This is a genomic window from Pseudomonas putida S13.1.2 (assembly GCF_000498395.2).
GTDB classification, from domain to species: Bacteria; Pseudomonadota; Gammaproteobacteria; order Pseudomonadales; family Pseudomonadaceae; genus Aquipseudomonas; species Aquipseudomonas putida_Q.
This window is the reverse complement of sequence record NZ_CP010979.1, coordinates 1,582,063-1,604,938: the sequence shown is the minus strand read 5'-3', so window position 1 is coordinate 1,604,938 and position 22,876 is coordinate 1,582,063. Positions and strand designations below refer to the sequence as shown.

The window sequence follows — 22,876 nt, the reverse complement described above, 5'->3', positions numbered from 1 at the left end:
ATTTGAAGATGTCAGAACAAGACCTACCGTTGCCTATCGGCCACTTCGTCACCCTCGACAACGGCCTGCGCCTGCATTACCTCGACGAAGGCAGCGGCCCCGTCGTGGTGTGGTTGCATGGCAGTGGCCCGGGCGCCAGTGGCTACAGCAACTTCAAGGGCAACTACCCCGACTTCGTTGCGGCCGGCTTTCGTAACCTGGTGATCGACCTGCCCGGCTTCGGCCGTTCGGACAAGCCCGACAACGTCCAGTACAACCTGGATTTCTTCGTCAACGCCGTGTCCGGCTTGCTCAAGGCCCTTGAAGTGCAACGTTGCACGCTACTCGGCAACTCCCTGGGTGGCGCCATCGCCATTGGCCTGGGGCTGGCCGAACCGCAATTGCTCGACAAGCTGATCCTGATGGCCCCGGGCGGTGTCGAAGAGCGCGAAACCTACTTCAAGAAGATCGGTATTCAGCGCATGGTCGAGCTGTTCAATGCCGGCCCGCTCGACATCGACAAAATGCGCCAGATCATGAGCCTGCAGCTGTTCGATGCTTCGCAACTGCCCGACAGCCTGCTGGCCGAACGCGTTGCCGTGGCCAAATACCAGCCGCACTGCCTGTTCTCGACCATGATGGTGCCGAACATGACCGAGCGCCTGGAGGAGCTGCGCGTACCGATTCTGGGGTTCTGGGGCACCAACGACAACTTCAACCCGGTCGGTGGCGCGATGAAAGTGCTCGACAACGCCCCTGACGCCCGCTTTATTCTGCTCAACCGCTGTGGACATTGGGTTCAGGTGGAGCACCGTGAGTTGTTCAACCGTTCCTGCCTCGAGTTCCTGCGCCAAGCCTAGTCGTCGTACGCAACGTACCTTGCGACAGCAGCAACCTGGCCGCTGTCGTATCGACTGGCTTCTACCAAGGGCTGATATAACAATGACAAAACTCTCCCACTTGCTTGCGCCTGGCCGCATCGGCCCCCTTCAACTGCGTAATCGCATCATCATGGCGCCCATGGGCTCCAACTTCGCCGAAGCCGACGGGCACTGCGGCGAACGTATCCAGGCCTACTACGAAGCACGTGCCGAAGGCGGTGCCGGGCTGTTGATCATGGGCGTGTGCGCCGTCGCCTTCCCGGCCGGTACCGCCGAGCCGTACCAGGTCGGTGTCTCTTCTGATGAGTTCATCCCGGGCCTTGCGCAACTGGCTGAACGCGTGCACAGGCACGGCGCAAAGATCGCCATGCAGTTGCAGCACGCCGGCAAGAACGCCATACGGGACATGGCTGCGGGCCGGCCGCTGTGGGTGCCGTCGTTGCCCCCGGCCAGTACCTCCGACATGATGCAGGCCTTGACCCCGGAAGAGCTCGCCTCCTTTGTCAGCGCCGTACGCGGTCGCAAAGGCGGGATCGAGATGCGGGTGATGGACCAGGACGACATCGCACAGATGGTCGAGTGGTTCGCAGCCGCTGCCGAGCGTGCACAGCGCGCCGGGTTCGACGGTGTGGAAATCCATGCCGCGCACAACTACATCATCGCCGGCTTTTTATCGCCGTATTACAACCGCCGTGAAGACGCATACGGTGGCACAGTGGAAAACCGTGCACGCTTGCTGCTTGAGGTCCTGGCCGCCATACGCGCGCGGGTTGGCACCGGCTTTGGCGTCTGGCTGCGGCTGGATGCCGAAGAACTGCTCACCCCCGGTGGCATCACCCTCGACGATGCCAAGGCGGTTGCTCGCCTGGCTGAGGGTGCCGGCGCCGATGCAGTCAGTGTCTCGGCCTACGCCATGACCAGTAGCGGCGTGGCCTTTACCGAAGCGCCGCTGGTGCAAAAGCCCGGGGCTTTTCTCCAATGGACAGCGGCCATCAAGCAATGCGTAAGCATTCCGGTGATTGCCGTCGGGCGTATCGAACCAGAAACCGGCGACGCCGCGATTGCCGCCGGCCAGTGTGATTTCATCGCCATGGGCCGCAAGTTGCTGGCCGACCCACAATTGCCCAACAAACTGCAGGCCGGTGAGCTGCAGGCCATTCGACCGTGCATTTACTGCTACGTGTGTGTCAGCCAGATCTTTATCAACGAGCGGGTCAAATGCGCGGTCAACCCGCAAACCGGGCATGAAAGCGAGCGCGTCATCACGCCGGTGACAGCCGCGCAACATGTTGCGGTGATCGGCGGTGGCCCGGCGGGCCTGGAAGCCGCGCGCGTGGCGGCCTTGCGCGGCCATCGCGTGACGCTGCTCGAGCGCAGTGACCGCCTGGGCGGCACCCTGTTCTTTGCTGCCCTCGCCTACCCCGAAAACGGACGCCTGCTCGACAACCTGCTGTACCAGGTGCGGCAACTGCCCATCGATGTTCGCATGGGCAGTACGGTGGATGCAGCCTTGCTGCGCGACCTGGGCGTCGATCAAGTGATTGTGGCGACCGGCGCACAGCGCGCCGCACCGGGCATCCCAGGCGCCGAGCAGGATCATGTCTGGAGTGGTGATGAACTGCGCCGGCTGATGACCGGCGACCGTGCCGAAGAGATCGCCCGGCGCAAGCTGTCGCTGACGCAACGCACCCTGATGAAGGCCGGCAACCTGATCGGCGTCACCGACAGCACCGACGCCATGCAAAAGCTGTCACGCGTGTGGATGCCCCTGGGCAAACGCGTGATCATTGTCGGCGGTGGGCTGGTGGGGCTGGAGCTGGCAGAGTTCCTGATTGCACGTGGGCGTCAGGTGTGTGTGCTGGAAAGCAGCGGCCACCTGGGCCGGGAATTGGCGATTGTGCGGCGTTGGCGCGTGCTGCATGGCATCCGAGTGCACGGTGGGCAGCTGCTGACCGGGGTGAGCGTTACCGCCATCGACGGTAACCGCGTGCGCTATCAGACAGGCGAAGGTGAAGCTGCCGAGGTGCGCGGTGATTCGGTGGTGCTGGCCAGTGGTGCGACGCCTGATACCCGCCTGAGCAGTGCACTGAGCAGTGCCGGGTTGAAGGTCGTCAGCATTGGTGACTGTCAGAGCCTGGGTTACATCGAAGGCGCCATCGCCGCCGGCAATCGCGCTGGGCGAGAAGCCTGAAGCCAAAAAAAACCCCAGGTTCTACCTGGGGTTTTTTTGGCTTTGTCGTTACCGCCCCATCGCCCTCGCCGCATCGGCGGTGTACATGTCCGGGGTGAATTTGGCTTCGTTGAGAATCGGTCCTTTCTTCGATTCGTTGGTCATGGCGTAGCCGGTGTACTGGCCCGAGTTCAGGTCCATGAAGAACTGCGAACCGGCCTGCCAGGCGCTCATGTCCGGGTGGTAGTAGTAGTTGATCATCGCGTGCTTCCACAACGCACCACGGCTGTCATAGTTGTCCGAAACCACCGCGTTCCAGGTGTCTTCGTCAATAAACAGCACACGCTTGCCGTATACATGGCGGTAGCCTTCTTTCAGCTTGGCCTCAAGCACCCACACACGGCGCAGCTCGTAGCGCATGTAATCGGGGTTGGGGTGGTTGGGGGTAAGCATGTCGGCGTACTTGATGTCACCGGTATTGGGTTTGAAGGCGTTGGCCGGCACGTAGACTTCGCGCTTGCCGATCAGCGTCCAGTTGAAGCGCTCGGGCGAACCGTTGTAAAGACGGTCTTCGTCAACCGTCATGGTGCCGTTGGTGCCGATCATCGGCTGATCGTACCCGTAGCCCGGCAGTTGCCGCACACGCCGGGTGGACGGGCTGTAGCTCCAGGCCTGGCGTGGGTTGGCGAGGAAGTTATAGGGCTCTTGCGAAATACTCACCACACCGTTGTCGCGCACCGGCTTCAAGGTGGTGTTCCAGCTCATGGCTTGTATCTGGCCTTCGGTTTTTGGCTCGACGGTCGGTGAGTTGGCTTGAGAGAGGTTGCGTGCATAGGCGCGGCCCCAGCCGATGCTGCCGTTTGGCAACACCGAAGCCAGGTCGCTGACCTTTTCTTCGGTGTAGGCCCGTGCCGGCAACTGGTGGTTCCACAGCAGCTCCATGCCGTTTTTCGGAATCGGGAACGGTACTTGGCCAATCCCTTCGATGCCCATGCCGTCGTCGACCAGCTTGGCGCTCAAGGCGTTCTTCATCGCCCGCTCACAGACATAGTCCGGGTAACGGAAGTCCCGATGGCCCGGGTAGATGTTCATTTTGTAGGTGGTGGGATAGCGCTTGAGCAGGGCCTTCTGGCCTTCGGTCAAATGGCTCTCGTACTGGCCCATGTTCTGCGCGGTGATCACCAGGATGGGCTTCTCGTTGGCGTAGGGATCGACCGGTTGACCGCCGGAAAACTTCACATGGTTCCAGCCCGGCACTTCGCCAAGGTACTTGCCGGTGTAGGGCGGAATGGTGCCCTCGGCATTACCGGCTTTCTCGGCACCGACACAGGTCAGTTCCTTGCCGAGTTTGGCAGCCTCTTCAGGCGACACTTGCGCAAGTGCGTTGCCTTGCAGGCCGACATTGGCGGCCACTGCAGCTACGAACATCACGCCTTTTGTTGTTATTTTCATCGGTTGGCTCCTTCGCAGACCAGGACTACTGGGGTACCTCCATTGTTCCTGATCTGCGGGGGAGTACATCGTCCGGAAAGACTAATCAGTCAGGCGCCGACCAATGATTCCTTCAGTTGCGCCTTGATCACCTTGCCCGACGCATTACGCGGCAGCGGATCGCGGCGCAGGTGTACCTCAGCTGGCACCTTGTAGGCCGCCAGGCGCTGGCCGATAAAGGCGCACACCTGCTCGTGGGTCGGCGCTGGCTGCAGGTCGCTGCGCAACACCAGGGCCAGGCGCTCGCCCAGTTCCTCATCGTCCAGGGCAAAGGCGGCCGCCTCGGTCACCCCAGGCATTTCGCAGATACACGACTCCACTTCACTGGCGGATATCTTCTCGCCCGCCCGGTTGATCAGGTCCTTGGCACGGTCGGTGATGTACAGAAAGCCCTCGTCGTCCAGATGGCCAATATCACCGGTGTCGAGCCAACCGTCGCGCAAGGTCTCGGCACTGGCTTCGGGCAACTGCCAGTAGGCGTTCATCAGGGTCGGCGAACGTAGCCAGATCAAACCGCTGCGCCCCGCGGGTAGCGGTGAGTACGGGTCCGGGCCGATGCATACATCTACGATCGGCAGCGGCCAGCCCACCGAGTCGGGCTTGTAGACGAACTGATCGCCGCCCACCGCGGCACCGATGCCGTTGCTTTCGGTCAAGCCATAGCCACTGCCGCCAATCGCATGGGGCTTGCGCTTGCTGATGTGCGCCAGCAGCCGGCTGGAAGCCACCGCCCCGCCCAGGCCGAGGCCGTACAGGCTGTCGCTGTCGGTGCTGGCAAACCGCGGCGAGCCAAGCAATTGCTGCATCATCACCGGTGCACCATTGAACTGGGTACAGCGCTCATCGCGAATCAGGTCGAAGGCTTTGTCCACGTCCCATTTATACATCAGCAACAAGCGCCGGCCGCTGCGCAGCCCCAGCAAAAACTGCGCGTGCAGGCCACTGACATGGAACAGCGGCACCGCCATCAGGTTGGTCGGCGCCAGGCCGCTGGCGATTACCGCCTGGATACGCTCGGGCGAACTCACGGCGCAGAACGCCGACTGGAACTCCAGCGCTGCCAGTGCCTGGCAAATGGCCCGATGGCTGGACAGCACGCCCTTGGCCCGGCTGGTGGTGCCAGAGGTATAGAGGATAAGCGCCGGGTCAGCCGGATTGATCTGGATGGCCGGCAGCGCCAGCAGCGGCCCCTGGATCAGCTCTTCGAAACGCTGGCAGTTGGCCGCTAATGCTTGCCCCGCCGGCACGCCAACCACAATGCTGACCAGTCGCTGTGCGAGCAGGTCGCTGGTCAGCAATTGCAGGCGTTGTTCGTCACAGACCAGCACCTGCGCACCGCTGTCTTGCAGGCCATGGAACAATTCGTCACGCAGGCCCCAGCTGTTCAACGGCACGCACACCGCGCCACAACGCTGCACCGCGACAAAGGCCACCAGCCAGGCAGGCTGATTGCGCATGGCAATGGCCACTCGATCACCCTGCTTTACCCCGAAGCGCTGCGCCAGTTGCGCAGCCAGGCGGTCGACCTGATCGAAAAACCCGGCGAACGTCAGCCGTTGCTGCTCCCACACCAGAAACTCACGCTCACCGTGCGCACGGCCTGCATCGATGGCTTCGAGCAAGTTCGCAGGTGCATGGCGAAAATACCGCAGGCCGTCGTTGGGCGAAGACACCACCTCGAACGGCGAACCAGGGCCAATCAATTGCTGCCAGGCGTTGCGCCACTGTTCCAGCTTCATGTTCTTAGTTCTCCAAAGACGCAAAAGCGGCGTAGCGCGCGCACTGGAAGTCACTGTCACCCAGGCCCGCCTGGGCTACGCGAATCCGCTTGAGGTAAAGGCCGACGTCCAGCTCATCGGTGACACCGATGCCACCGTGCATCTGTACCGCCTCATTGCTGACCTGGGCGGCCACCTCGCCGGCCTTCCATTTGCCCAGGCTCACCAGCCGCCCGCGCTCGGCCGCGCTCAACGCGTTGTCATCGAGTGCGGCCAATGCCGCCATCACCGCGCTGCGGGCCAGCTGCAACTCCACATGCAAGCGCGCGGCCCGATGTTGCAGGGCCTGGAACGAACCGATGGGGACATCGAACTGCACGCGGGTCTTGAGGTATTCCAGGGTCATGGCAAACAGTTGCTCGGCAGCGCCGAGCAACTCGGCGGCCAGGCAAGCACGTCCCCGGTCCAGCGCCTCGTCCAGCACCGACCAAGCCCCACCGAGCGTACCAAGCAAAGCTTCGCTGCCCACTTGCACGGCACTCAGACGTAGCCGCGCGCAATTGCGCGAGTCGATCAGCGTCAATGCGCTGACCTGCAAGCCCGGGGTGTTCGCCGGGATCAGGAATACACTGATGCCCTGCTTCTCACCCGCGCGGCCACTGGTGCGCGCCGCAACCAGGTAGGCATCGGCGCCCAGGCCATCGATGACGAAGAATTTCTCGCCATCCAGACGATAACCACCAGCCTCGGCCGTCGCCGTCAGTGCCGTGTGCTCAGGGGCATGGCGCGGTTTTTCATCCAGTGCCAGGGCCAGGCGCCGCTCGCCACTGATCACCGCCGTCAGCCACTGGTCCTGTTGCGCAGCGCCGCCAGCCAGATGGATCAGCGAGCCACCGAGTACCACACTGGACAACAAGGGTGAAGCCGAGAGGTTTCTGCCCATGGCCTCGAAAATCGGCCCCAGGCCCATGCAGCCGAATTCAAGCCCGCCCAGCGCCTCGGGAAATGGAATGCCACTCCAGCCCAGGCCCACGGCTTCTTGCCACAGCTGCGGGTCATACCCTGGCACGCTTGCCTCGTCGCGCAGGCGCCGCTGCGCCGCCACCGGGCTGCGCGCCGCGAGGAATTCGCGGGCGCTGTCGGCCAACAGGCGTTGCTCTTCGCTATACACCAGACTCATGTTCAAACTCCCCTCAAGCACTGGGCAGGTTCAAGACCCGCTTGGCGATGACATTCAACTGCACCTCCGACGAACCGCCGGAAATGGTCAGGGCAAAGCTGTTGAGCCAGCCACGGGTAATCGCCAGTTCCTGGCTGCTGAACGGCTCGCCTTCAAGGCCCAGCGCGCGGTAGCCAAGGGCATCGAGGAGGATCTCGAACTTGTCGCGCTCCTGCTCGGTATGCACCAGTTTCATGATGGCCATGATCGCGCTGATATCCAGGCCAGCCCGGGCCTCCTCGCCCATGCGCTGCACGGTGAGGTTGTAGGCATGTTCATTCATCGCGCAGGCCTGGGCCCGAGCACGCAGGGCCTGGTCAGCAGGCGCCTGGCTGTCGGGCAGGTAGCGTTCGATCAACGGCAGCAGGTGAAAGTGCGTGGGCAGGCTGAACTCGCCGAACTTGGACATGGCCTTGCGCTCGTGCTGCAGCAGGCTCTTGCCCAGGTTCCAGCCACCGTTGAGCGGCCCGATCAACTGGCTTTGCGGAACGCGCACGTTATCGAAGAACACTTGGCAGAAAGCCGATTTGCCGCTGATCAGGTCAATCGGTGAAACACTCACCCCGGGGCTTTTCATGTCCAGCACGATCAGGCTGATCCCCTGGTGCTTGGGCGCTTTCGGATCAGTGCGCACCAGGGCGTACATCCAGTCGGACTTGTCGCCATAGGAGGTCCAGATCTTGGTGCCGTTGATCACGAAGTCATCGCCATCGGCCACCGCCGAGGTTTTCAGGCTGGCGAGGTCGGAACCAGCATTGGGTTCGGAGAAGCCTTGGCACCAGCGCACCTCACCACGACACATCGGTGGCAGCAGCGCCTGCTTCTGCGCTTCGCTACCGAACTCCAGCAGCACCGGGCCGAGCATCCAGATGCCCAGGTTGATCTGCGCGGGCCGACACTTTAGCCGGCGCAGCTCGCTTTCCAGCACCGCGTTGTACTCGGCGCTCAACCCGCCACCGCCGTATTCGCTGGGCCATTGCGGGCAGAACCAGCCTTTGTCACGCATACGCTCGAACCAGAGCCGGGCGTCTTCGCTGGGAAAGTCTACTTGACGGCCACCCCAGACGATTTCGCCGTCGGGGGTGGGCGTGCGCAGCGATGGCGGGCAATTGGCCTCCAGCCATTGGCGCGTCGCTTGCCTGAACTGCTCGATTGCGCTCATTCGTTCACCTGAAAGGGACGTTATTGTTATTCGCTTCAAGGGTACAACGGTGACTCAGCGTTGCGTGCGCGGCATGCCCAGGCCGAACTGGGCAATCAACTCGCGCTGGATTTCATTGGTACCACCGCCGAAGGTCAGGTTCACCGAGGCGCGCACTTCATACTCCAGCTCGCCGAGCAGATAAGCCGCCGCAGAACCCGCCCGCGTCAGGCCGCTGGCACCGACGATGGCCGACAGCTTGCGCAGGATCTCGATCGCCGATTCCGAGCCGTAGACCTTGGTGGTCGAGGCCAGCGCGACATCGACGCGATCACGCTCAAGGTCGGCGGCAATACGGAAGTTGATCAGGCGCATGGCTTCGAGCCGGGCATAACACTCGGCCAGATCGCGCCGCACCCAGGCATGGTCGGTAGCACGCTGGCCCTGCTCATCAGCACACCGAGCCCACAGGTACACCCGGCTGAACAGGCTGACGACCTTGTCTGACCAGGCCCCCAGGCCCAGGCGCTCGTGGTTGAGCTGTGCGGTGATGAGTTTCCAGCCACCGTGCAGTTCGCCCACCAGCATATCCCTCGGCACCCGCACGTTATCGTAATACGTGGCGGCCGTGGGGTTTCCGGAGGTCGGAATCAGCGTACTGGAGAAGCCTTCGGCCTGGGTATCGAGAATCAGGATCGAGATGCCCTTGTGCCGCGCCTGCTCAGGATCAGTACGTGCCGCCAGCCAGATGTAGTCGGCCGAGTCGGCGCCCGAGGTCCATAGTTTGCTGCCGCTGACCAAAAAGCCGTCGGCGTCTTCGCGCGCGGTGGTTTTCAGCACGGCCAGGTCGCTGCCGGCACTGGCTTCGGAGTAGCCGATGGCAAAGTTGATCTCGCCGGCGGCGATACCGGGCAGGAATTTTTCCTTTTGCAGCGCCGAGCCGTGGGCCATGAGAGCCGGGCCAACCGTGCTGATGGTCACGAACGGCAGCGGTGCGCCAGCAATGTTGGCTTCTTCGAAGAAGATCAATTGCTCGGTGGCCGCGTAGCCCTGGCCGCCATAGGCCTTCGGCCAGCCAACCGCCAGCCAGCCGTCACGGCCGATCTGGGCGATGGTGCGGCGAAACAGCTCGCCGCCTTCGGTGCCACGCATCTGCTGGCGAAGCTCGGGGGTCATCAGATTCTGGAAATAGTCCCGGACCTTCAGCCTCAGGGCATGCTGTTCGGGGGTGAGATCGACGAACATGGGACGCTCCTTATACCGCGCCGAGAATCAGGCCGCTGGTAGGCACGCCGGTTCCGGCGGTCACCAACACGTTTTCGACACTGTCCACCTGGTTGGCGGCCGTACCCCGAACTTGGCGCACCGCTTCGGCGATGCCGTTCATGCCGTGGATGTAGGCTTCGCCCAACTGCCCGCCGTGGGTGTTGATTGGCAGTTTGCCGCCACGGGCGTGGTGCCCGGCACGGATGAATTCCTTGGCTTCACCGCGCCTTGCAAAGCCGAATTCTTCCAGTTGCGGCAGTACGAATGGCGTGAAGTGGTCGTAGATCACGGCAGTCTGCAACGCCTCCGGGCCCAAGCCCGACTGGCTGTAAAGCGCTTTGGCGACCACACCCATTTCCGGCAGCCCGGTGATGTCGTCGCGGTAGTAGGAAGTCATCACTTGCTGCCCGGCGCTGATGCCCTGGGAGCCGGCCTTGATGATCACGGGCTTTTGCTTGAGGTCTCTGGCCCGTTCGGCCGAGGTGATCACCATGGCCACCGCGCCATCGGACTCCTGGCAGCAGTCCAGCAGGTGCAGGGGCTCGCAGATCCAGCGCGAGGCCTGGTGTTCTTCAAGGGTGATGGGCTTGCCGTAGAAAAATGCCTGGGGGTTGGTGGCGGCAAAATCGCGCACTGCCACCGCCACCCGGCCAAAGTCCTCGGAGGTAGCACCGTAGGTGTGCATGTAACGCTGGGCAAACATGCCGACCCAGGCCGCCGGGGTGTGAAAGCCGTGCGGCATGTACCAGCCGTAGTTGACGTTCTCGAAGGTCGGCGTCGAGGCAAAGCCATAGCTGCCGGTACCAAAGCGGTACCAGGAGCGTTCGTTCATCGCCCGATAGACCACCACCACCTTGGCCACCCCGGTGGCCACCGCCATCGCCGCATGCATCACCGGCCCGCAGGCCGCGCCGCCACCGTGGGGCACCTGGGAGAAGAACTTGACATCTTTGCAGCCCAGCAGGCGGGCAATTTCGTACTCCGGTACCTTATCGACCGAATAGGAACTGAAACCCTCGACTTCGCCAGGGTCAATTCCGGCGTCCTCGAGCGCTGCCAGGGTCGCTTCCATGGCCAGGCGCAGTTCGGTGCGCCCGGAATTCTTGGAAAACTCGGTTGCGCCCAGCCCTGCAATGGCGGCGCGCCCGGAAATCGACGAATTCGTCATCTGTGTCATCTCCCGCGGATCAAGGCAGAACCAGCGCGACCGTGCCGGTCACGTGATTGCCCATGGAGTTTTTGCCCTTGAGGGTCACTTCCAGGCTGCGCGTAGCGGCATCCTGATGGGTCACTTCGCCGCTGAAGGTCATGCTGTCGCCGGGGTAGTTCGGCGCGCCCAGTTTGATTTTCAGCGTACGGAACTGCACCTGCGGGCCGCTCCACTGTTCGATGAAGCGTTGCACCAGGCCGTTGGTGGTCAGGATGTTCATGAAGATATGGGGCGAACCCAGCTCGCGCGCCGCGTCCAGGTCATGGTGACCGGGAAAGTAGTCGCGTGTGGCTATCGCCCCACCGGCAATCAGGCCAACCGTGATCGGGATCGTCAGCTCGGGCAGTTGCTCGCCAGGGCGCACGTCTTCAAAGCGCTTGGTGTTCATCGAGGTCATATTTCCATCCCAAGGTAGTGTTATCGCTCAACCAGTCGCCCAGACGCTCCAGGATCATCGACGACCCTCCCAATGCGCTGCTCAGGGCGCGGCTCCAATAGAGAAAGCGATGGATCGGATACGTCAGGTCGACCCCGATGCCGCCATGCACATGCTGTGCGGTGTGGCCGATGCGGTGCCCGGCTTCGCACGCCAGGTACGCGGTGGCCAAGGCTTGCGAAGGGGCCGGCAGACCGGCGTCGAGGCGGTAGCACAATTGCCACAGGGCACTGCGCAACACCTCCAGGTGCACATGAGTGTCGGCCATGCTCATTTGCACGGCCTGGAAACTGCCGATGCAGCGGCCGAACTGTTGACGCTCACTGACGTAGGCCACAGTGCGGTGCACCTGCTCGGCGCTGACGCCCAACTGCAAGGCCGCCAGGGAGGCAATTGCACGCGGTGCCAGCCAATCCAGGGCCGCGGCGGGCAGCACTTGCTGATTGCTCAGGGTGACGCCGCGCAAGTCCAGGTCGGCAATGGCTTCGCCGTGGGTCATGACGCCCGCTACACGGCTGATGCCCGACTGGCTGAGGTCTACCAGGACCAGCCGGGGCTGCCCCATCACCCGGGCCAGTACCAGCGCTGCCACCGACTGCTCGGCCAAGGCGAGCGCCGCAACCCGGCCCTCGAGGCGCCACCCGCCCTCTTCGGCGCTGGCCTCGAGCTCGATGCCGCGCACCGTGTTCAGGCCATCGAGGCTCAGGGTCAGCAAGCCTGAGCCCGCCACAGCCTGTTCCACCCACGGTGCCAGGGCCTTGTCGCCGAACTCGGCGAGGGCGGTCGCGGCCAATTGGTGACGCCACAACGGCACTTGCGCCAGGGCACCGCCCTGAGCATCGAGGATCTGCACCAGCTCGGTCATGCCCAGCCCGCTGCCACCAGCAGCTTCGGGGATAGCCAGGGCATGCAGGCCGGTTTGGACGCAGCTGTGCCACAGGTCTTGCATATAGGGTTGCCCGCAGAGGTCCCAGTCCCGCAGGCGCTCGTCGGTGCAGTAGTCGCTCATCAGGCTGCCCGCCATTTCGGCAATGGCACGCTGGTCTTCGCTGAGTTCAAAATCCATGGTACCCCCTACTCTGCCGCTGGACGGAACATCGGCAGCGCCAGGTCGTCATCGAAGGTCTGAAACTCGACCTCCACACGCTGGCCAATGCTGATGTCTTCACGTTTGACGCCAACCAGGCCGGCGATCAGGCGTACGCCCTCGTCCAGTTCGATCAGACCGATCGGGTTGGGGTGATCGAACGGGGCCACCTGCGGGTAGTGCATCACCACGAAGGAGTACAACCGGCCCTTGCCGCTGGCCTGCTGGGTATCCCAGTCGAAGCAATGGCACTCGATGCACACCGGTGCCGGCGGATGGCGCAAGGTGCTGCACTGCGTACACCGCTGGATCAACAGCTTGCCTTCCTTGCAGCCGTCCCAGAAAAACCGTGTGTCGTCGCTGACACCGGGCGCCGGACGCTTCGCCTGCGCCGGCTCGGCCACGGCCTGGGGCTGCGCCTGGACCTTGTGCGCGTTGGCCGGGCGGAACTTGAACACCCGGAACAACAGCTCGCCGACTTTTTCGTCGCCCGTGGCCTGCTGCGAGAAGTAGCTCATGACCAGGGTGACAAAAAAGCCAGTGCCAAGGCCGGTGGTCTTTTCCTCGCCGACCGAGTCCAGGCGCGTGGTGTAGTAGAGCTTTTCGCCCAGGCGCAGGTTGCGCTCGAAGGTCAGCTCAGAATTCACCGCCACCACCGACGGGTAGCCATAGCTTTCGATCACACCGAGCACTTCATAGGGGTTTTCGGTGGTCGAGCCTGGTGCGTAGTTATTGATGTGAAAGCCTTCCATGCACCAGATCTGCAGCATGGGTGGCGGCGCGATGATGCCGTCATTGCTGCTGTTGGCAGCTGCTACGGGGTCGGTGTAGAGCGGGTTTTCAAGGCCGATGACTTCGCACCACTGGCGAATCATTGGCGCATTGACGTCGTCCCAGGCGTTCACACGACCGTATTGGCGCCCAACCAGGGCGCGCACTTTGGATAGCAATTCTGGATCAGCCAAGTTCGTCTCCTGCGTGTTCAAAGCGGCGCCCGCAACGCAACGCCGACGTGGGTCGATCAGTGCGGGGTAGCCTGCGCCGCACCGAGATAAGCCGGGCGTTCACCACCGCCATGCAGCAACAGGTTGCAACCGCTGGCGTAAATGGCCAGCGGTGAAGCGATATAGAGGCAGGCGTTGCCGATGTCCTCGGGCACCGCCATGCGCCCGGCCGGGATACCGGCGCTGACCGCAGCGATACCTTGCTCGTCGCCATAGTGCAGATGGGCAAGCTCGGTGCGCACCAGGCCTGGGCTTATCGCCACCACCCGCACCTTTGGCGCCCACTCCGCTGCTAGCGACTGCACCAGGGCCAACACGCCGGCCTTGGCTGCGCCGTACGCTGCTGTGCCTGGCGAGGCACGCAGGCCGCTGATGCTGCCAATAAACACGATGCAACCGCCGTCGGCCTGGGCCTGCATCAGCAGGTTGGCTTGCTGGGCGACATTGAGCGGTGCAATCAGGTTGAGGCGGATAATCCCCTCATGAAAACGCGGCGAGGCCCTAGCGGCGTCGGCCGAGGGGCTGCCGCCGGCGTTGTTGACCAGCACATCGAGGCGGCCGTATTTGCTGCGGATGCTGTCAAACAGGCCTTGCAAGGAGGCCTGGTCGCGCACGTCGGCGGCGATGAAGTCCGCCTGGCCCTGAGCCACGCTCGGCAATTGCTCGGGCAGGTTGCGCCCACACACGATCACCTTGGCCCCGGCGGCCAGAAAGCTGCGGGCAATGCCAGCGCCAATGCCTTTGGTTCCGCCGGTGACCAGTACCACCTTGCCGTTGTAATCCAGCCCCGAGTGACCACTCATGGCACGCTCCTCATGCTTGTGTTGAGGGCCACTCTAGGGGCAAAACTGCTCGGCCACGTCGTCTGAACGGACGATGAAGCGTGGCGCGGCGCTGGCAACAATCCGCGCAATGGCGCCCGCTCTGCGGTGCCTACTGCCAGAGGTTGATCATGTCCGATTCACTTACCGCGCCGGTGCTGCTGGAGTACCCGGCCCCAGGTGTTGCCCTGGTGCGGCTCAACCGCCCGCACGCCACCAATGCCCTGAGCCTGGAGCTGCAGGCGCTGCTGTCGCACTACTTCATTGAGCTGGGGAGCAATGCTGATGTGCGCTGCATTCTGCTGACCGGCGGCGACAAGGTGTTCGCCGCCGGGGGCGATATCAACAGCCTGGCCGGTGTGGGTCCGATTGATATCTATCAGCGCCACACCGAGCGGGTCTGGGCGCCGATCCAGCACTGCCCTAAACCTGTGATCGCGGCGGTATGCGGTTACGCCTATGGCGGTGGCTGCGAGCTGGCGATGCTCGCCGATATCATTGTTGCCGGGCAAAGTGCACGCTTCTGCCAGCCGGAGATCAAGATCGGGATCATGCCCGGGATTGGCGGCACCCAGCGTTTGGTGAGGGCGGTCGGCAAGGCCAAGGCGATGCGGATGGCGCTGGCCGGTCAGCCGATCACGGCTGAGGAGGCCTGGATTGCGGGGCTGGTCAGTGAGGTGGTGGCCGACTATCAGGTGCTCGCGCACGGCCTGAAGTTGGCCCAGGTGGTTGCGGCAATGCCGCCGTTGGCTGCCGAGCAGATCAAAGAGGTGATTCTTGCGGGGATGGATGCGCCGCTGGAAGCGGGTTTGGCGCTGGAGCGCAAGGCCAATGCCTTGTTGTTTGCCTCACGTGACCAGAAGGAAGGCATGCAGGCGTTTATTGATAAGCGGCCTGCCCGGTTTGAAGGGCACTGATGGGGGTGGCGGACCAGCGCCAAGCAACGCTCCAGGGGCCCTGCGATTAGCTTCGGGCCCCCTCGCTGCTGCGGCGCTACGCGATATCGCTACACCTTGCGCGGTTGTTCAATGAGGGCCTCATCGCGAGGCCCGCCCGCCCTCAGCCTGCAGAACCGCCTGACGCAGCTCAGGTTTGACCACCTTGTTCGAGGCATTCACCGGCAATGATTCGAAGAACCGAACCTGTCGCGGCACTTTGTAGTTGGCCATCCGCTCTCTGGCCCAGGCGATCAGAGACGGCTCATCCAGCTGCTGGCCTGCACGCAATACCACGCAGGCGCACCCCACCTCCCCCATGCGCTCATCCGCAACCCCGATCACCGCTACCTGCGCGATGGCCGGATGCTGGATCAAACCAGCCTCTATCTCTGCCGGATAGCAGTTGAAGCCACCGACAATGAACATATCCTTGAGGCGGTCGGTAATTTGCAGGTTGCCATGTACATCCAGATTGCCGATATCGCCCGTGTGGAGCCAACCCTGGGCATCAATGGCCTGCGCGGTCGCTTGCGGGTCATTGAAATAACCCCGCATCACATGAAAACCGCGCAGGCAGATTTCCCCCGACACGCCCGTGGCGACCGGTTGGTTATCCGCCGAACGAATGCACACTTCAGTGCCTTCGATGGCCCGGCCACTGGTGCCGGCAACAATGTCGGCGGGGTCATCCGGGTTGCAGATGGTCGCCAGCCCCCCACACTCAGTCAGCCCATAGGCGGTGGTCACCACATCTACCCCGAGCTCCCGCCGCATGCGCTCGATCAGCACCGGCGGGATCGTCGATGAACCGGTCACAGCGATGCGCAAGCTCGACAGATCAGTCTGGGCCAGGTGCGGGTGGGCCAGCATCGACAAGTACAGCGTGGGCGGCCCTGGCAGCACGCTGATGCGCTCGGCGGCGATGCGCTGGAACACCGCTTCGGCATCGAACACCGCATGCGGCAGGATAGTCGCGCCAGCCAGCAGGCAGGTCAGCCATCCGGCCTTGTAGCCAAAGGCATGAAAAAACGGGTTGATGATCAGGTAACGGTCACCTGGCTGCAGGCCAATGACCCGCACATATTCGTTGTACGCCCGCAGGTTCTGCCCATGGGCACTCATCACACCCTTGGGTTTGCCGGTGGTGCCGGAGGTGAACAGCAAGTCGGACAAGTCCCGCGGGCCCACCGCCACCGCACGCTGGCGGGCTTGCAGCTCACTGACAGACTCGCCCCTGGCGAGAAAACCGACCCAATCCAGGTCGCTGGCCAACTGCGGCGGGTGTGTACCGAACACCACCAGCTGTTCCAGGCTGGCCGGACGTAGCGGCGCCAGCATGGCCGGGTAGTCCAGCCCCAGAAATACCCCTTGCGTCAACAGCACCCGCGCCTGGCTGCGCGCCAGGATATCGGCCGCCTCGGCGCCTTTCATGCGGGTATTGATCGGTACCAGCACAGCCCCCGCGCAATGCACGCCCAAGGCGGCGATCACCCAGTCGCGGCAATTGGGTGCCCAGATCGCCACGCGGTCGCCCGCCTCGATCCCCAGTGCCATCAGGCTGCGGCAGACACCCAGTGCCAACCCGGGCAAATCCCGGTAGTCGGTGGCAATGCCGTCTTCCTCGATCGCTGCCCGACCGGTAAAGCGTTCGGCACTGGCGAACAACAAGGCAGGAATCGACAAAGGCAACAGGTTCCAGGCATGCACGCTGCCCGGTAATGCTGAACATGCAGTCATAGTGACAAACTCGCCATCGGGTTATTCGGGAAAGAGCACCCGCAGGTGCTCGCTGCGGGCCAGGGACTGGCAAGCCAGCGTCCAGCCCTGGTCTATCTCCTGCTGGTCAAGGGCATCGTTGCGCAACATCTGCACCTCACCCCGTTCGACCGTGCACATGCAGGTGGCACAGGAGCCGACCAGACAAGAACTTGGCGGGCTCAGGCCGGCCCGGCGCATGGCGTTAAGCAGGGTTTCACCTTCGGCGCAGGGCACCTCGAACTCTTCACCGTCCAGGCGCACCGAAAGCTGGCTGCTCGGGCGGCGGGTATCGACAGCTGCCGGCCCTGCGACTTCGCCCTCTTCGGGCAGCGAGACAAAGCGCTCGACATGGACCTGCGCACTCGGCATGCCTAACGTCTGCAAGGCAGCGACGGCAGCATCCATGAACGGTCCGGGGCCGCAGATGAACGCCTCGGCACTCGCGAACGGGCGCGCCAGTTCAGCCAACTGGCTCACCGACGCAATGCCCTGCACCGAGTCGAGCCAGTGGATCACTTGCAGGCGCTGTGGGTGCGCCCTGGCCAGGGCCTTGAGCGAGTCACGGAAAATCACCGACGCTTCGTCGCGGTTGGCGTAAATCAGCAGAATGCGCCCAGTGCCCGCCAACAGCGCCGAGCGCAGGATGGACAGCACCGGGGTTATGCCACTGCCGCCGCCGAACAGCAGCAGGTCGGTGTCCAGCTGGCGCGGCACAAACACCCCGGCCGGCGCCAGCACCTGCAAGGTATCGCCCGCCTGCACGGCGTCACAGAGCCAGTTCGAGGCGCGCCCGTCGCGCACCCGCTTGATCGTGACCCGCAATGGCTCGTCGAGCAGCGGCGTGCTCGACAGTGAGTAACAGCGCGGCAACCACCCCCCCTGGTAAGGCACGCGCAGGGTCAGGAACTGCCCAGGTCGATAGCGCAAGCGCTCGGCAAGCGCTTCTGGCACCTCGAACTCCAGGGAGCGGCTGTCGGCGGTCTCTTCAATCACGCGGGTTACACGTACTGACAGGTAATCCAGGCTCATATCAATTGCTCGCTGGGTTCGATTTCGATGTCAGCCGTGGCCGCCGTCAACGACCACCCGGCACGTCGCCCGGAAAACACACAATCGGCCAGCGACAGGCCGCTGACGTACAAATGGCAAGGAATGCCGATGGCGGTACGGCCGGCGGCGTACAAACCGGGTATTGTCAGGCCTTGAGGGCCCAGCACCGCGCCGCTGTCTTCATTGACCTTGAGGCCGCCCAGGGTCAACGCCCCGAGGGGGAACAGGGGGTTGCTGACAGAAATGTCACAGGCATAGTAAGGGCCCTGATCGAGTACCTGACGGCTGCTTTGCGACTTGCCGAAGGCATCCTCGGCGTCCCCCCGGGCGGCTGTGTTGTAGGCTTGCAATGCGCTGCGCAATACATCCGCACGCATGCCCGTGGCCTGGGCCAACTGCTCGATGCTCTGGCCCTTGCGCACACCGCGCAGCATCAGCAGCAATGCCGGCAAGCTCTGGAACCACCAGTAACCGTCGAACAGCGCTTGCTTGATCGACTGCTTGCGCAGGCGTGCGTCCAGCACCAGCCAGGCCTTGCCGCCCTGCTCTTCACACAGGGGCTGGCCCAAGGTGGCGCCGTAGACTTCTTCGTTGACGAAGCGCTGCCCGAGGGTGTTGACCACAATGCCCTTGGGCCAGCACAACGGTGGGTTGATAAACCGCCAGGCCGACACCCGCTGCAGTCGGTCGCTGACCCCACCGACACTCACGCCCAGGCGTAAGCCACTGCCATCGCAGCCGGTCGCGCCGACTTTGAAGTTGCGGCGAAACTTGGGGGCATGCTCGCTGACCATCTCGCGGTTGAAGATGAAGCCACCGGTGCTCAACACCACCCCTCGCCTGGCGCGTACCAGCCGCGGCCGGGCAAAGTCGAGTTCCAGCTGGCGCACGCGTTTGCGCAAGGTATCGCAGTAGCGCGGGGCAAAGTTCTGCAGCCGTTCGGCGCGCGCGGCCAATTTGGCATGCAACCGCGCCTGGGCACTGCCGGCCGGCAGGCACCACAGTTCCACGCCGACGACCCTGCCCGTGTGATCGCTCACCAGACGACGGGCAGCGGACTGAAGTTGCGGCCGCACACCATTGCGCAGGCAAGCCGCCTTGAGGTGCGCGTACAGCACCGCGCCACATTGGCCCTTGCCTACCGTGCGATGGCCACGCGGCGCCGGCGGCAACTCGCTACGGTGCGACGGCACCAGCTCATTGCCGGAGTAATACAGAAACTGGCCATCGGCTGGATACGAGGTTTTGCCGCCGGGCGGCATACTGTGGGCATAAGGCACGCCATGGCCCTCCAGCCAGGCCAGGTTGGTGGCACTGTCCTGGCAAAAACGCCGCAAGGTGGCATCGGCGACCACACCTTGGGTTTCGTGCTTGAGGTAGGCGAACATCGCCTCGGGCGTGTCGCTAAAGCCTGCGGCCTGCTGCTGGCGGGTGCCACCGCCGGCGTAAACCACGCCACCGCTCTTGGCACTGGCACCGCCGCCGGTAAAACGGTCGGCGACCAGCACGTCAGCACCCTGGGCGCGGGCCTCAAGGGCGGCGCAGGCGCCGGCCGCCCCCCAGCCGATCACCAGCACATCACAGTGGTCATCCCAGAGCATGGCGTCGGCATCTGCCACCTGCAACGCCGGCTGGATATCGGTACATGTCGATTTGACAGCGGCTGGCATGGCAATTCCTCAACGGTTGGCAGCAATGTGATGGGCCGCGATATAGCCGAACGTCATGGCCGGCCCCAGGGTGCCGCCCGCGCCGGGATAGCTGGTGCCCATGACCGACGCCGAGCAGTTGCCAATGGCATACAGGCCAGGAATGACCTCGCCGTCCTGGCTCACAACCTGGGCGTGTTCGTTGGTCAATAGCCCACCTTTGGTGCCGATATCGCCAGCGTCCAGGCGCATCGCGTAGTACGGCCCCTTGCTCAGGGGCGCCAGGCACGGGTTGGGTTTGACGTTGCTGTCGCCGTAGTAACGGTCGAACACGTTGCCGCCACGGCCGAAGTCGGCATCCACGCCGCTGCGGGCGTAGGCGTTCATCTTCTGCACGGTCTGCTCGAGCCCTGCGCGGTCGACGCCGATCTGCGCCGCCAGCGCCGCCAGGCTGTCAGCCTTGAAATACAAGGTATTGAGCCATTCCTTGCGCAGCCGGCTGTCGGGCATGACCTGGGCCGGCATCAACGGCCCCATGGCGTAGTTGAAGCGAAAATGGCCGTCGAAGATCACCCAGGATGGGATCGACTTGCCGCCGGTGTGCTGGTTGTCGCGGTACATGGCGTCGACAAATTCCAGGTACGGCGCTGCCTCATTGACAAAGCGCCGGCCCAGGCTGTTGACCACGATGGCACCAGGGAACGCCCGCTCGGCAAATACCCCACGGGGTTTTTCTTCGCCGGGCACGGTAATGGTCGGCGCCCACCAGGCCCAATCCATCAGGGCGGTCGCCGCACCCAGTTCGATACCGGCTTGCAACGCAGCACCGGTGTTGTTGCCCGGTGGCGTGGCGCTCCAGTCACGCAGGGTCGGCTGCGGTAGATAGCGCTCGCGCAAAGCCTGGTTCTGTTCAAACCCCCCGGAGCCGAAGATCACCGCATGGCGGGCATGCAGCTGCAGCGTCTGCCCGTCACGACAAACCTGCATGCCAATGACCCGGCCGTTCTCGGTGATCAGGTTCTGGAAGTCGGTGTTCAACCACAGTGGAATGTTACGGTCCATCAACGAGCGGCGCAGTGATGCAACCAGCGCACTGCCCAAGGCGGCGCGGCGGTCGCGCCGGCTCTTGCGGCGCCATTTGAAGTCGAGCTTGTAGCGCAGCATCAGGCCGAGAATCAGCAGGCGCCAGCCAAAGGAGCGCGACATGGCCTTGTGCGCATGCCGTGCGGTCCAGGCGATGCGCCCCATCAGCAGTGTCGAGGGTGACGGTGTGCGCAGGTTGGCCAGTTCATCGCCGAGCAGGCTGGTATCGAACAGTTCCGGGTCGAGGGTGCGCCCCCCGGCCAGCGAGCCTGGCAGTTGCGGATAGTAGTCCGGGTACTTTGCCGCCACGGCGTAACGCACATGGCTGTTGTCCACCAGGGCCCGGATCATCTGCGGCGCGTGCTTGACGTAGGCACGCAAGCGCTTGTCATCGCCATGGTCACCGGTGGCAGCTTTGAGGTACTGCAGTGCCAGCTCCACACTGTCGCCACCGCCTTTGGCGGCAAAGTAGTGGTTATTGGGAATCCAGATGCCGCCGCCGGAGATCGCCGACGTACCGCCAAACTTGTCGCTTTTCTCGACAACCAGTACCGATAGACCCTGCTCGGCAGCAAACAGCGCCGAGGTCATCGCACCGGCACCGGAGCCGACGACGATCACGTCGTAGTGTGAAACAGGCTGAGCTTTAGCTGTCATTGTTGTTGTGCCTTGGCTGTGATCGGAAATATCCCGGCGTGCCGGCCAGGGGTGCGCATACCCGGGCCTGCAGCCAGGCCCGGGCACGGCTCATACGTAAGGATCAGGGTTGGGCAGGCCCAGTTGCACGGCGCCAAGGCTGCGGCTGAAGGCCATGTAGTTGTTGGCGATATGCCCACGTGCCTGGTGCAGGTCGCGGAACAGGCGCGCCACAGGGTTGGTGTTGTACAGCCCGGAAGCGGCCATGCAGCGCAGCAGTTCGTTGACCTTCTCGGCGCAGATATTGGTCACATACGAGGATTGGTAGCGGTACAGCAGGCGGGTTTCCACGTCCGGGTACTCACCCGCTTCAGCCAGCGTCATCAGGTGCGCGTAGTTGCGCTCCAGCACCAGCCTCAGGCTGTCGACGATGATCGTCGCCTCGGCAACGGTGGTTTGCGCCACCGGGTCATCGGCGGTTTTCATGCCGTGCTTGCCGATGTGCGCAGCCGCATTGGCGCGAAATTCGTTGATCGCCCCCTGCAAGGCACCGATGGCCGATGAGGACACCGCGCGCGTGAACACCTGGGCGAAAGGAATGGCATAAATCGCATTGGTGTTCACCAGGCGTCCTGGCGTCGCTTCCAGCGTGCAGTTATTGGTGCGTTGCACGCGGTGTGCCGGCACGAAGGCATCTTCGACCACAATGTCGTGACTGCCGGTGCCGCGCAGGCCCAGCACGTCCCAGTTGTGCTCGATACGGTAGTCGCTGCGCGGGATCAGGAAGGTGCCGTGCTCCGCCGGCTGGTCGCCATCGGCGGGCAGCACCCCACCAAGGAAGCACCATTGGCAGTGTTCGCTGCCGCTGGAAAAGCCCCAGCGACCACTGATGCGATAACCGCCTTCAACCACGGTTACCTTGGCCACGGGCATGTAGGTGGACGAGATCAGGGTGGTATGGTCCTGGCCCCATACATCGCGCTGGGCCTCGATCGGGTAACGCGCCAGCTGCCAGGGGTGTACGCCCATCACGCCATAAATCCAAGCCGTGGACATGCAGCCCTCGGCGAGGATCATCTGGATTTCGAAAAACGTCCGCGGATCGACTTCGTAGCCGCCAAACGCACGTGGTTGCAAGGCCCGCAACAAGCCGGCCTGTTGCAATTCGAAGATGGTTTCGTCCGGTACCCGGAACTCGCGGTCAGCGCGCGCGGTGCGGCTTTTGAGCGCGGGCACCAGGCGCCGGGCGTGTTCAAGCAGTTCGATTTCTTCCGGCGTTTTTACTCGCATGCTGTCCATCCGTTCGTTCTCCCAATCTCGTTGCGCGGTTGCGCGAGTC

The 22,876-nt window shown here is 63.5% G+C and carries 18 protein-coding genes; 3 read left to right on the top strand and 15 right to left on the bottom strand.

Going from position 1 to position 22,876, the window contains the following annotated elements:
- Positions 1-8: 8 nt before the first annotated feature.
- Positions 9-839 (top strand): alpha/beta fold hydrolase, encoded by an 831-nt coding sequence (locus tag N805_RS07255; RefSeq protein WP_016486835.1) that lies wholly within the window; start codon positions 9-11, stop codon positions 837-839.
- An 82-nt stretch (positions 840-921) separates the two neighbouring features.
- Positions 922-3,051, top strand: coding sequence for an FAD-dependent oxidoreductase (locus tag N805_RS07250; protein WP_028612909.1), 2,130 nt, complete (start codon positions 922-924; stop codon positions 3,049-3,051).
- Between the two features lie 48 nt (positions 3,052-3,099).
- Here the strand turns inward: N805_RS07250 and N805_RS07245 are convergent, their stop codons facing one another.
- The 10 genes from N805_RS07245 to N805_RS07200 all read right to left on the bottom strand — a co-directional run bounded on the left by N805_RS07245 (position 3,100) and on the right by N805_RS07200 (position 14,405).
- Positions 3,100-4,482 (bottom strand): DUF1329 domain-containing protein, encoded by a 1,383-nt coding sequence (locus N805_RS07245; protein ID WP_028612910.1) that lies wholly within the window; start codon positions 4,480-4,482, stop codon positions 3,100-3,102.
- Positions 4,483-4,571: 89 nt separating this feature from the next.
- A complete protein-coding gene (locus tag N805_RS07240; RefSeq protein ID WP_028612911.1) occupies positions 4,572-6,260 on the bottom strand; it encodes a class I adenylate-forming enzyme family protein in 1,689 nt (562 codons plus the stop codon).
- Positions 6,261-6,264: 4 nt separating this feature from the next.
- The gene (locus tag N805_RS07235) at positions 6,265-7,419 is read right to left on the bottom strand and encodes an acyl-CoA dehydrogenase family protein (RefSeq protein ID WP_028612912.1); all 1,155 of its coding nucleotides are present in this window, start codon (positions 7,417-7,419) and stop codon (positions 6,265-6,267) included.
- Positions 7,420-7,432: 13 nt separating this feature from the next.
- Complete coding sequence (locus N805_RS07230) at positions 7,433-8,620, bottom strand: acyl-CoA dehydrogenase family protein (RefSeq protein ID WP_028612913.1); 1,188 nt, start codon at positions 8,618-8,620, stop codon at positions 7,433-7,435.
- A 54-nt stretch (positions 8,621-8,674) separates the two neighbouring features.
- Positions 8,675-9,844, bottom strand: a complete 1,170-nt coding sequence (locus N805_RS07225) for an acyl-CoA dehydrogenase family protein (RefSeq protein ID WP_028612914.1) — start codon at positions 9,842-9,844, stop codon at positions 8,675-8,677.
- 10 nt (positions 9,845-9,854) lie between these two features.
- Positions 9,855-11,033: a lipid-transfer protein gene (locus N805_RS07220; protein WP_028612915.1), complete on the bottom strand. Its 1,179-nt coding sequence runs from the start codon at positions 11,031-11,033 to the stop codon at positions 9,855-9,857.
- Positions 11,034-11,052: 19 nt separating this feature from the next.
- On the bottom strand, positions 11,053-11,472 hold the full coding sequence (locus N805_RS07215) for a MaoC family dehydratase (protein WP_016499783.1): 420 nt from the start codon (positions 11,470-11,472) through the stop codon (positions 11,053-11,055).
- Positions 11,444-12,577 (bottom strand): acyl-CoA dehydrogenase family protein, encoded by a 1,134-nt coding sequence (locus N805_RS07210; RefSeq protein ID WP_028612916.1) that lies wholly within the window; start codon positions 12,575-12,577, stop codon positions 11,444-11,446. Before N805_RS07210 ends, N805_RS07215 begins: the two co-directional genes overlap by 29 nt.
- Before the next feature lie 8 nt (positions 12,578-12,585).
- Positions 12,586-13,563 carry a bifunctional MaoC family dehydratase N-terminal/OB-fold nucleic acid binding domain-containing protein gene (locus N805_RS07205; RefSeq protein ID WP_028612917.1) on the bottom strand — a complete coding sequence of 326 codons (978 nt, stop codon included), beginning with the start codon at positions 13,561-13,563 and terminating at the stop codon, positions 12,586-12,588.
- A 56-nt stretch (positions 13,564-13,619) separates the two neighbouring features.
- Positions 13,620-14,405 carry an SDR family oxidoreductase gene (locus N805_RS07200; protein ID WP_028612918.1) on the bottom strand — a complete coding sequence of 262 codons (786 nt, stop codon included), beginning with the start codon at positions 14,403-14,405 and terminating at the stop codon, positions 13,620-13,622.
- 149 nt (positions 14,406-14,554) lie between these two features.
- Between N805_RS07200 and N805_RS07195 the strand changes: the two genes are divergently transcribed.
- Positions 14,555-15,340: an enoyl-CoA hydratase gene (locus tag N805_RS07195; RefSeq protein ID WP_028612919.1), complete on the top strand. Its 786-nt coding sequence runs from the start codon at positions 14,555-14,557 to the stop codon at positions 15,338-15,340.
- A 120-nt stretch (positions 15,341-15,460) separates the two neighbouring features.
- Here the strand turns inward: N805_RS07195 and N805_RS07190 are convergent, their stop codons facing one another.
- The 5 genes from N805_RS07190 to N805_RS07170 form a co-directional block, all read right to left on the bottom strand.
- Entirely contained in the window at positions 15,461-17,098 is a 1,638-nt protein-coding gene (locus tag N805_RS07190) for a FadD3 family acyl-CoA ligase (RefSeq protein WP_046811305.1), read from the bottom strand.
- Positions 17,099-17,119: 21 nt separating this feature from the next.
- A complete protein-coding gene (locus N805_RS07185; RefSeq protein ID WP_028612921.1) occupies positions 17,120-18,148 on the bottom strand; it encodes a ferredoxin--NADP reductase in 1,029 nt (342 codons plus the stop codon).
- Positions 18,145-19,839 (bottom strand): FAD-binding protein, encoded by a 1,695-nt coding sequence (locus N805_RS07180; protein WP_028612922.1) that lies wholly within the window; start codon positions 19,837-19,839, stop codon positions 18,145-18,147. Before N805_RS07180 ends, N805_RS07185 begins: the two co-directional genes overlap by 4 nt.
- Positions 19,840-19,848: 9 nt before the next feature.
- The gene (locus N805_RS07175) at positions 19,849-21,558 is read right to left on the bottom strand and encodes an FAD-dependent oxidoreductase (protein WP_028612923.1); all 1,710 of its coding nucleotides are present in this window, start codon (positions 21,556-21,558) and stop codon (positions 19,849-19,851) included.
- Positions 21,559-21,648: 90 nt separating this feature from the next.
- Entirely contained in the window at positions 21,649-22,836 is a 1,188-nt protein-coding gene (locus N805_RS07170) for an acyl-CoA dehydrogenase family protein (protein ID WP_028612924.1), read from the bottom strand.
- Positions 22,837-22,876 lie beyond the last annotated feature (40 nt).